Genomic DNA, 14,629 nt, shown 5'->3' with positions numbered 1-14,629 from the left:
TCGTCATGACCGCTCACGCAGCGCCAGTTATGGAATCACTACCTCGGCGCCGACTCGGTGGCCTTCCGATCGTCGCTGCCACGCCCGCAGCGGCTGCATCCGCTGTGATCCAGGCGGCTCAGTTTGATTCGGCGACCGGTGCCGCGGTTCATCTCGTCAATGCCTATTCGATCGCTCTTGCTCAGAGCGACGAGGTGTTCCGCGAGTCGCTTTCGGGCGACGCGTACAACTTCCCCGACGGCAAACCGCTCAGCTGGGTGACACGACTGTCCAAACACCGACTCTGGCAGGTTCGTGGTCCGCAGTTCTTCCACGACGTCATGGATCAGGGCCGGGAGTCCCGCGTCCGACACTTCCTCCTTGGTGGGTCAGAGGAGTTGTTGATCAGGTTGCAGCGGAATCTGGAGGCTCGGCACCCCGGGGTGATCATCGCCGGGGCGTACAGCCCACCCTTCCGACCAATGTCGCCGGGAGAAATCATCGCTCAGGATGAGCTGATCCGGGATGCACGGGCCGACATCGTGTGGGTCGGTCTCGGAACGCCGAAACAGGATCTCGAGGTCCGTCGCCTCGCCGCGTCGCTGACGGTTGTTGCCTGCGCTGTCGGCGCTGCGTTCGACTTCACCGCGGGTACGAAGCGTGAAGCGCCGAAGTGGATGACGACTCTCGGCGTGGAGTGGGTATTCCGTCTCTTGTCGGAGCCCAAGCGGCTTTGGCGGCGGTACCTCATCGGCAACTTCGTGTTCATTGCGGCCGTGATCAGGAGCCGCTGATGATCTCGGGTCGTCGGATCGTCGTGATCAGTCAGGTGCCGCCGCCGATGCACGGCTCGACACTGATCACCAAGATCCTCCTCGAGGTACTCCGCGAGCTCGGGGAGACGCCCATTCTCGTCGACCGGCGCTTCAGTCGAGACATCGGTGAAGTCGGCTCAGTGTCGCTTCGGAAGATCAGTGCGGCTCCGGCCCTTGCCGGACGGCTCCTGATCGCGCTGTTCCAACGCCCAGGTGCCTGTGTGTTCTTCTGCACGAACCGGCCGTTCTCGTTCCTCGTGGATGTCGTTCTCGGCGAGTTGCTCCGGCTGTTCCGTGTACCAACCGTCAACTACGTCCATACGAGGGGTTACCGGGAACTTGCCCAGCGCGGCAAAGTGTGGCGCTTTCTTGTGAGCCGATTACTCGGACGAGGCAAGGTCACTGTCTGCCTCGGGGAATCCCTGGTGGCCGACATCGTTGACTTCGTCCCCGCGGGGTCGATCACGATCATCAAGAACACCGTTGAGACGCCGCCGACGAAACGCGCGCCCCGACGACGCGGGCACGTCATCTTCCTGTCCAACCTCCTGGAGGAGAAGGGTGCTGACGTCTTCGTGGAGGTGGCGATCAAGATCTCCGCTGGCCCCGGCGAGGAGACGTTCTCCTTGATCGGTCCGACGGTCGACGAGGCTGTGACTTCCTCACTCCGCGACCGCGTTGCTCGAGTCGGGCTGTCCGACAGGATTGCGTTCCGTGGACCGCTCCTCGGCGAGGAGAAATGGGCTGCACTGGCGTCGGCGGAGCTGCTGGTGTTCCCGTCTCGGTACCGGTTCGAGGCGCAACCGCTCACGATCATCGAGGCGTTCAGCATCGGTGTGCCGGTTGTCGCGTCCGATCTCGGCGCGATCGGCGAGCTCGTTGACGATGACTTCAACGGGCGGCTAGTCGGGGCGGCTACCGTCGACTCCGTGTCCGCCGCTGTTCAGAGCATCACCCGCGACGCCTCGACGTCGGAACGACTTGCCGAAGGTGCTCGGCGAACCTTCGACGAGCAGCATTCGCGAGACGCATTCCGCGCTGGCTGGGCCCGTGTTATCTCGAGCGTGAGGAAGTAGCGGCATGGTGACGGACGAATTAGTTCTGGGAGGTGGGACCGCGGAGGCGCAGGCCGCGTTGCTGCCGTTCGAGTCGTTCGCAGGCTTCCGCAGGACATTGCGAGCCGATCTGCGGGCCAACCGTGGTGATGTCAAGTCACAACTCGTGCTCACCGGGCTGCGCGTTTGCCAATTCTTGATGCGGAGCCGCGCTCGACCGCGGAGGAGATCGTTGCCGGCGGTGATCTTGTACCGCCTCGCAACGGAGTTCGTGCTCGGGATCGAACTCCGCCCGAAGACGATGGTGGGCCCCGGGCTGACCATCTTCCACGGAACCGGCTTGGTGGTGAACGACCACGCGCTGATCGGTTCGGGAGTAACGCTGCGTAACGGCGTCGTGATCGGGCACAAACGACCGGGCGAGCGTGCGCCCTTCGTCCGCGATGGGGTGGATGTCGGAGCCGCAGCGCTGATCATTGGCGCGGTGACTGTGGGACGGAGCGCCAACGTCGGAGCTGGCGCGGTCGTTGTTCGGGACGTGCCCGACGGGGACACCGTGGTCGGGAACCCAGCGAGGAGCGTGCGCCGGTGAGCACAGCGCGCCGCTCTCACGACGACCTTGTCGTTGTTGCCTACGGGTATGCCGCGTCCGAGCGCGACGCAGTCGCAAAGGCCGTCCATGATTTGGCCGGTGAGCTGCGGCGGCGCGGCGAGAGAGTCGCTGTCATCGCGATCCGCCCAGAGAAAATTGTCCTCTCCGGCGGCAACGCCGCAGCGAAGGCGAGACGTCTCTTGTCAGAGATCCGTTTTCTCGGATCTGCGGCCAGATTCGTCTGGCGCCGCAGGCGCGCAATCCGCGTCGTGATCACCGTAGATGTGCCGTCGGGGATCCCGTTCGTCGGAGCCCTGGCACGACGTCTCAGTCGTGGGCGGGTCACGGATGTTGCCTGGGTCATGGACCTCTACCGACTGACGCGTGATCAAGGCGGGCCTCTGTCGAAGGCCAGAGCTGCCGTTGAGCGCGCAGCGCTCCGAAGTAGTGGGAACGTCGTCACGATCGGAGAGTGCATGGCAGACGCTCTCTCCGCGGTCACCGGTGGCAAGGTGAGCACGATCCCGCTGTGGCACCGCGACATGGCTGCAACGCCGGTCGGCGATCGCGGTGGCCCGCTGCAGCTCCTCTACTCCGGTTCTGCTCGTGACCTTCACCCGCTACTGCCCTTGGTGAGGGCTGTAGCGAACCGGCGTGATGTCGAGCTCTCGATCAACGGCTCCGGAAGCGAGGTCGATCGTGTCGCCGCGTACTTGGCAGGCACTCCGGCTAGCAATGTCCGGATCGGTGGTTTTGTCGACGAATCGCAACTGGAAGCAGCGTATGCGGCTGCCGACATCCACGTCGTCTCACTCGCCGATAGCGCGACGGGCACGTGCGTTCCGTCGAAGGTGTACGCCGCTATGGCAGCCGGGCGAGGAGTGCTCTACCTCGGCTCAGGCTCCGGGCAGGCAGCTCGAGACGTCCTCGCAGCGGACGCCGGGCTGGTGGCACCGCCTGAGTCTGTATCCCTCATTTCGACGACCGTCTCGAAGCTCGTGTCAGATCGCGAAGCAGTGCAGCAGTACGGGGTCCACGCTCGGCAGTTCTTCGAAGAGCGGCGCAATGTCCGAGCCGGCGGGGAGAAGTGGGTCGGTGCTGTCGGCAGGACCGAAGCGGCCACTGCGATCTCGGTCTCGGCGAGCTGATCGATGCGCAGTCTGATCTGGTCGCTCATTGAACGGGTGTTTCCGAGGCTTGCCAGCGCCCTGTTGATGGTGTTGCTGGCACAGTACGTGACGCCGGTCGTCATCGGACTCTACGCCTGGCCGATGCTCGTCCTCACCTTCTACTACTCGGCCCTAGATGGCGCGATCCGCCAGGTCGTTGTGCCGAGCCTGGCCAACAGGGACTCGTACCAATTCCTCCTTCGATACCGGAGGTGGGCAAGCATCGGCGGAGTCGTTGCAATGCTCGTCACCATCGGGCTTCTCTGGTTCGCCTTCCCCGAAGAGCTGCACACCCAGATCTTCGCCCTGCTCCCGCTCGTCGCGGTGCCGATTGCGAATTCGTACTCGATCATCCCGCTCGGATTCCTACAGCGGGGCGATGAATGGCGCCGCCTGGCAAACCTGCAGCTGCTGGTGTCTGGCCTCTCGCTCGTCGTGTCCGTCCCGATGCTCTTTCTCACGCGCAGTCTCGCGGCTGCGTCACTGCAGGTTCTGCTCGCAGAGCTCCTGTTTGCGGTACTCGCTCACCGGGCTGCCGCCCGACTGGGCTTACCCGCTCACGTTGAGGCACTAGGTGCAGGCACTACCCTCACCAGGGAGTTTCGTCACTCGTCCGGATTCTTCATCCTCGGCTGGTTGCAAGGGCAAGCTGATCGCATTCTGCTCGGCGCGATTGCTGGCACGGCTGCCCTCGGTTCGTACAATCTGGCGATGGCAGTGGCACGGAACCCGGGCGACGCGGTGTCCTCTTCAACAGCCAACGTGCTCCGGGTCCGGCTTGACAAGGCCGATGGCGTTGACGATGTGAGAGGTGCGGCCAACGTGCTCCTCGTGAGAGCCGCCCTCCTGTCGGCCGCTCTGGTCGTGGTGCTCAACGTCGGTACGGAATTCATACTGCGCCCGTTCCTCGGCCCGGCCTGGACGAAGCCTCTCGATGCCGTCTACCCCGCTTCACTCAGCATCCTCGTGACGACGATCACCTGGTCGCTCGCCCCGGTTCTGATGGCTCGCGGGCGACTCGCCTGGGGGACGCCGATCAAGGCAGTGGGCGTCGTTCTCGCGATTCCGATCGCCGTTGCTGCAGCGCACAGCGTCGAGTCAGCAGCATGGGTCTACCTCGGCCGCGAGCTTCTGCTCCTCGTGCTCCTCGCGTTCGGATGTGGCCGTGCAACTCCTTATCGAGCTGTCGGTTTGAGTCTCGCGCTCACGGCTGCACTCGGGGCAGCGCTCGGAGTTCTCTGCCAGCTCGGTTGAGCGTGACGCCCCATCGCTGAGCCGAGCACAGGTCTTGGCGGGGAGTGCATTTGTCGCGTTGGCTCGGGTGGCGGAGACGCCCGACCATCGGAAGGTCGAAGGATGCACCGACCGTGCTAGCTTTCCCCCATGGCTTCGGGGGACTTGCAGCGCCAGTCGACCCGAGTCGTCGTCGGCACGAGTGCCGTGGCGTTGATCCTCGCGGCGAGTCGCTGGGGCTCCTACATCGGAGTTTCCCCACTGTTCTTGACCGACGTTCTTCTGTTCCTCGGGTTGTCGCAGTGGTTCATCTCGCGACACATGCGGGGCCAGCAGTTGCGCGACGATCTGTTCGCTCGCGACCAACCCGGCCTCGCCGTACACCTCTTCTTCGGCTACATCCTCATCCGAGTTGCGTTTGCGCTGACACAGGGCGAGCCAGTGAGCGACTGGATCCGAGATTCGGCACCGTTCATCTACGTCTTCGTTGCCTACGTCAGCGCTGCATCGATCGCGCGCTCGACGAAGAGCGCCCGCGACAGAACAGCCCGCATCTTCCGGCTTGCGTTGGCCTTCCATCTTGTGTGGGCCACCGTTTCGATCTTCACAGGGTTTACGGGCATCCCGCTCCCTGGCGGTGCCGCAGGGATCTTCCAGCTTCGGCCGGACATCGACATGGCGATCCTCGGAATCGGGGCCGGGACGTTCTTGCTCCGAGCGTTCCGCACGACGAAGCGTTTCTGGTCCATCTTGGCGATCGTCGTTTCTCTGATTGACGCCTTCTCGCTTCAGTCGCGCGCTGGGTTGATCAGCGTCGTTGCCTCGATGTTCGTCGCCTACCTGATCTTCTATGTGAGCACTCCTGCTCGTAGCGGACGTCGACTCTTCTCCCAGATGCTCGTGCCGATTGCCGTTGCAGTTCTCATGCTTGTCTTGCCGCTCACCGGCGCGGGACAGCGAATCATTGCGACGATCGATGCCTCCGCGGCCACCACGCAAGGCCAGTTGAGCGCGAAGGGTACAGAGAATGCCCGGCGGTTAGTCTGGTCGCAGGTGATCGCTTGGACGAATGCATCGCCGTCCCGACAAATCATCGGCAGCGGATTCGGAAACGACTTCCTGTCGGAATCTGGAACGCTGACGTTCCTCGAGGGTACGACCTACGACAACGTTCGGAGTCCGCACAACTATTTCGTCGGTATCTACGCCCGCATGGGGGCAGTCGGCGTGGTCCTTGCAGCGGCAGTAGTCCTGTCACTTGTGTTCACGCTGTTCCGGCGGCTGCGTGTCGCGGCCCAAGATGACGTCGTCGCGACAGCGGCCTTGACGACCATCGCGATCCTTCCAGTCGCATCACTCGGAGTTGTCCTCGAAGCGCCGTTCGGGGCGGTGCCATTCTGGTGGTCCGTCGGGATCATTCTCGCAATCGGACCGCGAAGGGTCGAAGGTGTCGATCAGCGGACTGCGGTCTCCTCGGGTAAGACCGTCACCTCGCCGGAAGGCGCGCCAGCGGCTTGATCGGGGCGCTATCGTGTCGGGAATTCCGAACCTGAAGACGGTCGGGCTGCGAAGACCGTCTCTTAAGAGGCGAGAGATCAGGTGAGTGTCGGGCTGGCTTTTGTCGATGGCAGCTTGTAGGCTCACGCACCGTGGAACAGCCTGCCAACAGAATTGGCGCGTTTGATGGACTTCGTGGAATTGCCGCTCTAGTCGTTCTCATCCATCACTCGTTCGTCTCGGTGGCGCCTCTCGGCGATGTCTACTTCGACAAGCCGACGCCAGCGAGGCTGGCGTGGTTGGTTGCGTCGCCGATGCATCTCGTATGGGCTGGGCCCGAGGCGGTCTACGTGTTCTTCATTTTGAGCGGGCTCGTACTCACTCTGCCAGCGCTTCGTAGGCGCTACGACTGGAAGGCGTACTACCCCTCGCGGCTGATACGGCTCTACTTGCCCGTCATTGCCGCCGTGGTCTTTGCCCTTGCCCTCGCTCTGGCCGTGCCTCGGAAAGGCACAGCTGGACGCGGGATATGGATGGAACACCATGATCAAGCGCCTTCTCTCGTCGCCTTTGTCCGCAATGCCACATTGGTTTCGCCGGATTGGCTGAATCCGCCGCTATGGTCCCTGCGGTGGGAAGTAGCGTTTTCCGTCTTGCTCCCTCTATATGTCTTCATCGCTCTGCGCTCTGCACGATGGGAAATCCCGCTCATAGTGGGAGCGATTGGCTTGAGTACATTCGGAACGTTGACCCACGACAAGGGCCTGCTGGTCTACCTTCCAATGTTCCTGATCGGTGCGGTCCTCGCGCCAATGCTTTCCCGGCCAGAGAAGTCGACTAGTCGAAAATGGCCATGGCTCATGGGTGCTGGTCTCATCGGTATCACTTGTAAGTGGTGGCTTGAGCCGTTGATCCCGGGTAGCAACGCAGCGACAATGCCGATCGTACTTTTGTCCGCGCTCACGATCGTGGTCTCTGCGGTCAGGTGGCCGGGTGCTCGCTCGTTCTTGGAGCGGCCGGTGGTGCAGTGGCTCGGCCGGATATCGTTTAGCCTCTACCTCACGCACGACCCCATCGTGGTCGCCACTGGGACGCTCCTCCCGGTCGACCTGGCTTGGCTGACGCCCTTGGTCTGCATCCCTGTCTCTATTGCAGTCGCCTACATCTTCTTCCGGCTCGTCGAGCGACCGGCTCACATTGCAGCGAAGCGGGCAGCCTCCAGACTTGCTTCCCCGCGCGGCGCTGCGGTGGGCTGATCAGCCGCGCCCGATGAGGATCCTCATTGCAAGAGCATCCCGAGCACTAAGGTCCTGCATGGCGTCCAAGATGCCTGGTAGGAGAAGAGCGCGCTTTGACTCGATCGTCATACACGCGTTCACCTTGGCGAGCAGGGTCGGATCTGCGGCAATCTGACCCGTCGCTACAGCCAGTGCTGCGTACGACTCTTGCCACTCAGGCTCACTGCTTGCTCTTGCCGCCCATCCTTCGTTCGCTGTCACCTGACCGCCGTGCCTCCTCAGCGCGGTGACCGGGCGAGCAAGACGCGAGATGCGCGCGCCTCGAGCTGCCGCGCGCATCCAAAGGTCGTAGTCCTCGGCAAGGCACTGGCGGTAGCCGCCGAGCTCCAGGAGCAGCCCCCGTCGGGCCATCATCGTCGAGTGTGCGACGGGGTTGTCGATCAACAGAGCCGAAGGAAAGGCGCTTGGGCCCAGGGCGATCGGCGGCGAAGGGTAGGGAATCCGGACGCGAGCTCCAAAGTGGACCACTCCGCCGAAGATGATGTCGAGAGGCCTGCGGAACTGGGTGAGCTGGAACTCGAATCGTCCGGGTAGGCCGATGTCATCGGCGTCCATCCTTGCCACGAAGTCGCCGCGCGCCTCCATCAGGAGCACGTTCAAGGCTCCGGCTACCCCCGACGGCGCACTCGACCGGAATACCTTGACGCGTGCATCGCCCGTTGCGCTCGCGATTTCAGCCGTCTTGTCACTGCTTGCATCGTCGAGAACGAGAAGCTCAGCGTCGGCGGGAAGGGCTCGAAGTGTCGATCTCATGCTCGCAGTGATCGTCTTGGCGGCGTTCCGAGCGGGCATGAGGAGGGACAGACGCATCGATGGCTTCCATGTACTGATCAAGCGTGCGGGTGGCGGAGGTACTGACCAAGCGTGCAGAAGGCGAGCTCGGTGTGATCGTACTGGAGGCGTCGGTGACGTCGGACGAAGAACGGCTCCCGTCCAGAAGAGGGCAGGGAGCGAGTCGCCTACGTGCTCCATGTGGGCCCGTACTGAGGCTGTCCGGGCAACGGCGATTCTCAACCGACTGACGTGCGGTGCAGCGACGCAAATGGCAACATCTGGCTCCGATCATGCCGATCGTTCGCCCGACGCGCTGCTTTAGATGCGAGAACCATGCTAGTCCTTGCAGTAACAGGGCCGTTGGGACACTGTTGGGCCTGTGGATGACCCTGTTGTAGTGCTTCGTGAACAGACTCGGTCGAGTCTCGCACTGCTGCACTCGGGGATCGCCGAAGTGGTGCTGACGGATTTCCCCGACCACGGAAACATCGGTGACTCCGCGATCGCGTTGGGTCAGCGTCGCTTCTGGGATGATGCTGGTATCAGGTTGACGAAGGTCAACAGTCGCTCAACGCTCAGTCGATCGACTCTGGATACGAAGACAACGGTCGTGATCCACGGTGGTGGCAACGTCGGTGGGCTCTACCCGGATGCCGATCAGCATCGATATCGTCTCGCCGAGAACCTTCGGTCCGAGACCTTGCTGATACAAGAGCCGCAGACGGTTCACTTCACTTCACCTGCGTCCCAGGAGAGCTTCGCGCGGAGGTTCGCGGCGCGCCCGAACACACGTTTGGCCGTACGGGACCACCGGTCGGCGGTCGCTGTGAGGGACATGATGTCCAAGGTTGTGATGAGCCCGGACGCCGTCCACATGCTCGGTTCGATCGAGGCACCGGCGCCGATCGCGAAGGTGGTGACCCTTCTGAGAAGGGACGGCGAATCTGCACGGACTCTCGTTGACGGATCCGATTGGCCTCGCGATCCAGTGGACCTCGATCTGCTCCGGTGGTGGTCGAATCGTGCGCACCAGGTCCCGCCGCTCAAGATCTTCTTCCGACACGCACCGCGCACTTGGATGTCCAAGGCGGAGCGACGCTTTCAGCGAGGCGTCCGATTCTTGTCGCAAGGGGAGACCATCGTTACCGATCGCCTCCACGCGATGCTCATCGGTCTACAGATGGGGCGCCAAGTCATCGCTACGGACAACAACTACGGGAAGCTCTCCGCCTACGCGGAGACGTGGCTGGCACCGTTCGGTGATCAGCTACACCTCCGAGTTGCGGCCTGACCGGCCGAAATCGGAGCAGACATCGGGCGCAGTGGCGGCAGCCGTTATGCTGACGAATCGTTGCGTCCAGCCACGCTTCGGGGCGGTGCCCGGAGGCTGGCGCTTGAGCTGGGGAAACATGACGAAGCGCGCGCTCATCACGGGCATCACCGGACAGGACGGCTCGTACTTGGCTGAGCTGCTGCTCCGCAAGGGGTACGAGGTGCATGGCCTGATCCGTCGCGCCTCCACGTTCAACACCTCGCGGATCGACCACCTCTACGTCGACCCGCACGAGTCGGGCGCGAAGCTGTTCCTGCACTACGGGGACCTCGGCGACGGTGCACGACTCGTCAGCCTCCTCAGCGAACTGAAGCCGGACGAGGTCTACAACCTCGCGGCGCAATCACACGTGCGGGTGTCGTTCGACGAGCCGGAACACACCGGTGACGTGACGGGTGTGGGCACGATGCGCATGCTCGAAGCGGTCCGGGTCTCCGGCATCCACACGCGCTTCTACCAGGCGTCCTCCTCCGAGATGTTCGGGGCGACCCCGCCGCCGCAGAACGAGGAGACGCCGTTCTGGCCGCGTTCTCCGTACGGTGCAGCGAAGGTCTACAGCTACTGGGTGACCCGGAACTACCGCGAGGCGTACGGCATGTTCGCGGTGAACGGCATCCTGTTCAACCACGAGTCGCCGCGACGTGGTGAGACGTTCGTCACCCGGAAGATCACCCGTGCAGTCGCGCGGATCAGGGCCGGCCTCGAGGACCACGTGTACCTCGGCAACCTCGACTCCGTCCGCGACTGGGGGTACGCCGCCGAGTACGTCGAGGGCATGTGGCGGATGCTGCAGGTCGACGAGCCGGACGACTTCGTCCTGGCGACCGGCGGTGACTTCACGGTCAAGGACTTCCTGACGACCGCGTTCTCCCACGCAGGCCTGAACTGGGAAGACCACGTGCGCTTCGACGAGCGGTACCTGCGACCGAGCGAGGTGGATGCGCTGGTCGGTGACGCGTCGAAGGCCAAGGAGAAGCTCGGCTGGGAGGCGACGGTCGACACCGCCGAACTGGCGAGGATCATGGTGGACGCGGACATCGCCGCCCTCGAGCACGAGGGCAGCCCGTGGATCGACACCGTCCGACTCGAGAGCTGGGGATCCTGATGACCACGACCGACTTCACTCCCGGTCCGATTAACCGCGCGGACCGCGTCTACGTCGCGGGACACCGCGGTTTGGTGGGCTCGGCGGTCTGGCGCAAGCTCGAGTCGGAGGGCTTCACCGACCTGGTCGGGCGGAGCTCCTCCGAGCTGGACCTGAAGGACCGCGGCGCCGTGTTCGCCTTCTTCGCCGAGCAGCAGCCAAAGCACGTCGTGCTGGCGGCAGCCAAGGTCGGCGGGATCATGGCGAACAACACCTACCCGCACGACTTCCTGAGCGAGAACCTGCAGATCCAGGTCAACGTGATGGACGCGGCTGTTGAGCACGGCGTCGAGCGGCTCGTCTTCCTCGGGTCGTCGTGCATCTACCCGAAGATGGCCGAACAGCCGATCCACGAGGACGCGCTCCTCACCGGGCACCTCGAGCCCACCAACGACGCGTACGCGATCGCCAAGATCGCTGGCATCCTGCAGGTGCAGGCCGTCCGGCGGCAATTCGGGCGCCCGTGGATCTCGGCCATGCCGACGAACCTCTACGGCCCGGGCGACAACTTCTCGCCCACCGGTTCGCACGTCCTGCCGGCCCTCATCCGCCGGTACGACGAAGCGGCACGAACGGGTGCGGCGCGCGTCGAGAACTGGGGGACGGGCTCGCCCCGTCGGGAGTTCCTGCACGTCGACGACATGGCGGCGGCGGTCTTCCACCTGATGGAGCACTACGACGGTCCGGACCAGGTCAACGTCGGGACCGGGTCCGACGTCACCATCAAGGAGATCGCCGAGACGATCGGCAGGATCGTCGGCTTCGAAGGCGAGACGGTCTGGGACACCACCAAGCCGGACGGCACGCCGCAGAAGCTGCTCGACGTATCCAAGCTCGCGGATGCCGGCTGGACTGCGCAGATCGGCCTCGAGGACGGTCTGCGGAGCACCATCGACTGGTACCGCGAACACGTGGACACCGTGCGTCAGTGACGTGGGCTGGACACGGGGAACCGTAGGATCGCGTCATGTCCGACCTGCCCGAGTCGCGACGCACTGCAGCACACCGGGGATCCAGGGCCCGGATCGTCTTGTGGATCGTCCTCGCCCTCGTCCTGCTGCTCATCCTCGCCGTCGCCTGGGTGGGAGTGCGTGGTGCGCTCGCGAAGGGACACCTCGAACGAGCGGTCGGTGACGTCGACACACTGCGCTCCCAACTCACCGGTGGCGACACCGCCGCCGCGCAGAAGACCGCGAAGCACCTGGAGCGTGAAGCGGGGGCAGCTCGTTCGTTGACGGGTGATCCGATCTGGGGGGCCTCGCAGAACGTCCCGTTCTTCGGGGCCAACCTGCGTGCAGTCCGCCAGGTCTCCGTCGTCGTGGACGATGTTGCCCGGAACGCGGTGACCCCGGTCGCCGACGTCATCGGCGGTCTCGGAACCGACTCGTTCGCGCCGAAGAACGGCAAGGTCGACCTGCAGCCGATCGTGGACGCGCAGCCGGCCGTCGCGAAGGCGACGACGACCCTGGCACGGGCTGACCGCGATGCGGACGCGATCGACACGAGTGACACGTTGTCCCCGGTGACGACCGCGGTTGCCGAGCTACGGAACGCGTTGTCGTCCGCTTCTGCGCAGGTGACCACCGCGAACCGGGTCGTGCAGCTCGCGCCGTCGATGCTGGGCAACGACGGTGAACGGAACTACCTGCTGTTGTTCCAGAACAACGCCGAGTTGCGCGCGGGTGGCGGGATCCCGGGTGCCGTGGCGCTCCTCCAGACCGATGACGGTGCCATTCACCTGCAGAACCAGACGTCCGGTGGCTCGTTCGGTCCGTACGCGCAGCCGATCCTGCCGCTGACCCCGGACACGACTGGTCTGTACGGCAGCATCACCGGGAAGTACATGCAGGACGTCACCCTGACCCCGCGTTTCGACGTCTCGGCGAAGCTCGCTCGGGCCATGTGGAAGCAGAAGTTCGGCGAACAGGTCGACGGCGTGCTGGCGATGGACCCGGTGACGCTGAGCTACATCCTCGAGGCCACCGGCCCGGTGAAACTGCCGACCGGAGACACCTTGACGTCGGACAACGCGGTCAAGCTCCTACTGAGCGACGTGTACGCGAGGTACCCGGACCCGGTCGTGCAGGACGCCTTCTTCGCCTCCGCCGCCAGCGCGGTGTTCGACAAGGTCGCGAGTGGTGACTTCGACCCCCAGCAGTTCGTCTCCGCCCTGAGCCAGAGCTCCGGCGAGGACCGACTGCGCCTGTGGAGCGCGGACCGGGCCGAGCAGCGCCGCATCAGCGGTACCGCTGTGGCCGGCGAACTCCCGACCGAGTCGGCGTCGTCACGAGAGTTCGCGGTGTACCTGAACGACGGCACCGGCTCGAAGATGGACTACTACCTCGAGAAGACCGTGTCAGTCGGCAGCTCAGTGTGCCGGAAAGACGGTCGTCCCACGTCGGTCGTCGAGGTCACCATCAAGAACACTGCACCCGCCGACGCCGCGACGAGCTTGCCCGAGTACGTCACGGGTGGCGGCGACTTCGGTGTGGAGCCGGGCAAGATCAAGACCCTGATCGCGACCTACGCGCCCGAGAGCGCGATCTTCCTCGGCGCAGCCAAGGACGGCAAGACGACCGCGGTGCAGACGGCGACGGATGGCGGACACCCCGTGGCGCAGTTGCAGACGCTGCTCGCACCGGGCCAGAGCCTGACCTACCGCGTTGCCTTCCTCGGCGAGAGCAAGTACGCGAAAGCCCCCGTGCAGGCGAGCTCCACCCCGGGTGTCCGCCAGTCCGAGGCCAGGCCGATCGCGTTCGAGTGTGACCAGCCTCTCGCCGCCGGGTGAGCCCGCCGTCCCGTTAACGCGGATCGGGCGCCCCCACTCCGGGGGTGATCGATCGCGGCTGTCCGACGTCACAGGCTGGTGATGCGGTGGTCAGGATTCGTGGGGGTTCGGCTGAATGTTCGCCTGACCTGGGATTTCCTCGTCGGATTCAGCCCGATGGCATCATGACGGCGACTCGGTCGCGCGCTCGTCTGGAATGAACACATGACGACCAATGACCGAAATCCACGCCATCTGGTACCGAGCTGTGAAACTCCGGTAGATTGAGACAACTTCGCCATCGCAACCGCCAGTTTCTTGGCCGGGGACAACCACGGGCGGATCAGCGGGCTCTGGGTGTCAGGGTCTGGATTTTCAGATCTTTAGGGGAACCACATGAAGAAGCTCATCGCTGCGGTGGTGCTGGCTGGGGCCGCACTGCTCGCCACGCCGACCGTCGCCAACGCCGCCGGTTACACGCCTGACTCCGACGTCTCCGTCTCCGGCACCGCCGTTGCCGGTGGTACCGCCTCCGTGAACTTCACCGAGGGTGCGTTCCAGGACAACGAGACCGTCAACGTCCAGGTCACCGGTGCCGGTGCGGTCACGCTCGGCGCGCTGCCGACCACGACCGTCTCGAAGACCTACACCGCTGCCTCCGACGGTTCACTCGCCGTCAAGGTCACCTTCCCGAAGGGCGCTTCGGGTACCTACAACCTGACCGCCACCGGCGCGACCTCGGGTGTCGTCGGCTTCGCCGCCTTCACCGTCGCCCCGGCTGACGCTGCTGCTGCTGTCCCGGCTGCGGGTGCTGGCTCCGGCACCGACGGCACCCTCGCATTCACCGGTTCGACCGTGTCCGCCCTGGCCCTCTGGGTCGCCGGTGGCGCAGTCGTCCTCGGTGGTGGCCTGCTGCTGGTCCGCGGCTCGGTCCGTCGCCAGCGCGAGTCCGTCTGAGACTCGAGCCTCTGAA

13 protein-coding genes are annotated in these 14,629 nt (G+C 64.4%); 12 read left to right on the top strand and 1 reads right to left on the bottom strand.

Translation table 11 applies throughout. From position 1 onward, the window contains the following. The first annotated feature begins 5 nt into the window (after nucleotides 1-5). The 7 genes from EDF23_RS07640 (at nucleotide 6) to EDF23_RS07610 (ending at nucleotide 7,596) form a co-directional block, all read left to right on the top strand. Nucleotides 6-773, top strand: coding sequence for a WecB/TagA/CpsF family glycosyltransferase (locus EDF23_RS07640; protein ID WP_131921296.1), 768 nt, complete (start codon nucleotides 6-8; stop codon nucleotides 771-773). Beyond that, nucleotides 773-1,870: a glycosyltransferase family 4 protein gene (locus EDF23_RS07635; protein ID WP_131921295.1), complete on the top strand. Its 1,098-nt coding sequence runs from the start codon at nucleotides 773-775 to the stop codon at nucleotides 1,868-1,870. Before EDF23_RS07640 ends, EDF23_RS07635 begins: the two co-directional genes overlap by 1 nt. A gap of 4 nt (nucleotides 1,871-1,874) precedes the next feature. Next, on the top strand, nucleotides 1,875-2,441 hold the full coding sequence (locus EDF23_RS07630) for a serine acetyltransferase (RefSeq protein WP_131921294.1): 567 nt from the start codon (nucleotides 1,875-1,877) through the stop codon (nucleotides 2,439-2,441). Beyond that, on the top strand, nucleotides 2,438-3,589 hold the full coding sequence (locus EDF23_RS07625; protein WP_131921293.1) for a glycosyltransferase: 1,152 nt from the start codon (nucleotides 2,438-2,440) through the stop codon (nucleotides 3,587-3,589). Before EDF23_RS07630 ends, EDF23_RS07625 begins: the two co-directional genes overlap by 4 nt. Nucleotides 3,590-3,592: 3 nt before the next feature. Further along, complete coding sequence (locus tag EDF23_RS07620) at nucleotides 3,593-4,864, top strand: oligosaccharide flippase family protein (protein ID WP_131921292.1); 1,272 nt, start codon at nucleotides 3,593-3,595, stop codon at nucleotides 4,862-4,864. A 129-nt stretch (nucleotides 4,865-4,993) separates the two neighbouring features. Then, on the top strand, nucleotides 4,994-6,361 hold the full coding sequence (locus EDF23_RS07615) for an O-antigen ligase family protein (protein ID WP_131921291.1): 1,368 nt from the start codon (nucleotides 4,994-4,996) through the stop codon (nucleotides 6,359-6,361). Nucleotides 6,362-6,492: 131 nt separating this feature from the next. Then, entirely contained in the window at nucleotides 6,493-7,596 is a 1,104-nt protein-coding gene (locus EDF23_RS07610) for an acyltransferase (protein WP_131921290.1), read from the top strand. Here EDF23_RS07610 and EDF23_RS07605 read toward each other — a convergent pair whose 3' ends face one another. Beyond that, nucleotides 7,597-8,448: a glycosyltransferase gene (locus EDF23_RS07605; protein WP_165901052.1), complete on the bottom strand. Its 852-nt coding sequence runs from the start codon at nucleotides 8,446-8,448 to the stop codon at nucleotides 7,597-7,599. Between the two features lie 361 nt (nucleotides 8,449-8,809). Between EDF23_RS07605 and EDF23_RS07600 the strand changes: the two genes are divergently transcribed. From EDF23_RS07600 to EDF23_RS07580, 5 genes are all read left to right on the top strand, one after another. Further along, nucleotides 8,810-9,703, top strand: a complete 894-nt coding sequence (locus tag EDF23_RS07600) for a polysaccharide pyruvyl transferase family protein (protein WP_165901051.1) — start codon at nucleotides 8,810-8,812, stop codon at nucleotides 9,701-9,703. Between the two features lie 118 nt (nucleotides 9,704-9,821). Continuing rightward, complete coding sequence (gmd, locus tag EDF23_RS07595) at nucleotides 9,822-10,850, top strand: GDP-mannose 4,6-dehydratase (RefSeq protein WP_131921368.1); 1,029 nt, start codon at nucleotides 9,822-9,824, stop codon at nucleotides 10,848-10,850. Continuing rightward, nucleotides 10,850-11,821 (top strand): GDP-L-fucose synthase, encoded by a 972-nt coding sequence (locus EDF23_RS07590; protein ID WP_131921287.1) that lies wholly within the window; start codon nucleotides 10,850-10,852, stop codon nucleotides 11,819-11,821. Before gmd ends, EDF23_RS07590 begins: the two co-directional genes overlap by 1 nt. A 35-nt stretch (nucleotides 11,822-11,856) precedes the next feature. After that, nucleotides 11,857-13,677 carry a DUF4012 domain-containing protein gene (locus tag EDF23_RS07585; RefSeq protein ID WP_131921286.1) on the top strand — a complete coding sequence of 607 codons (1,821 nt, stop codon included), beginning with the start codon at nucleotides 11,857-11,859 and terminating at the stop codon, nucleotides 13,675-13,677. 375 nt (nucleotides 13,678-14,052) lie between these two features. Beyond that, nucleotides 14,053-14,613, top strand: a complete 561-nt coding sequence (locus tag EDF23_RS07580) for a sortase (RefSeq protein ID WP_111086114.1) — start codon at nucleotides 14,053-14,055, stop codon at nucleotides 14,611-14,613. Nucleotides 14,614-14,629 lie beyond the last annotated feature (16 nt).

It is taken from the genome of Curtobacterium sp. PhB128 (genome assembly GCF_004340725.1).
Taxonomy (GTDB): Bacteria; Actinomycetota; Actinomycetes; order Actinomycetales; family Microbacteriaceae; genus Curtobacterium.
Note: the sequence above shows the minus strand (reverse complement) of the source record. Positions and strands in the feature narration are given on the sequence as shown.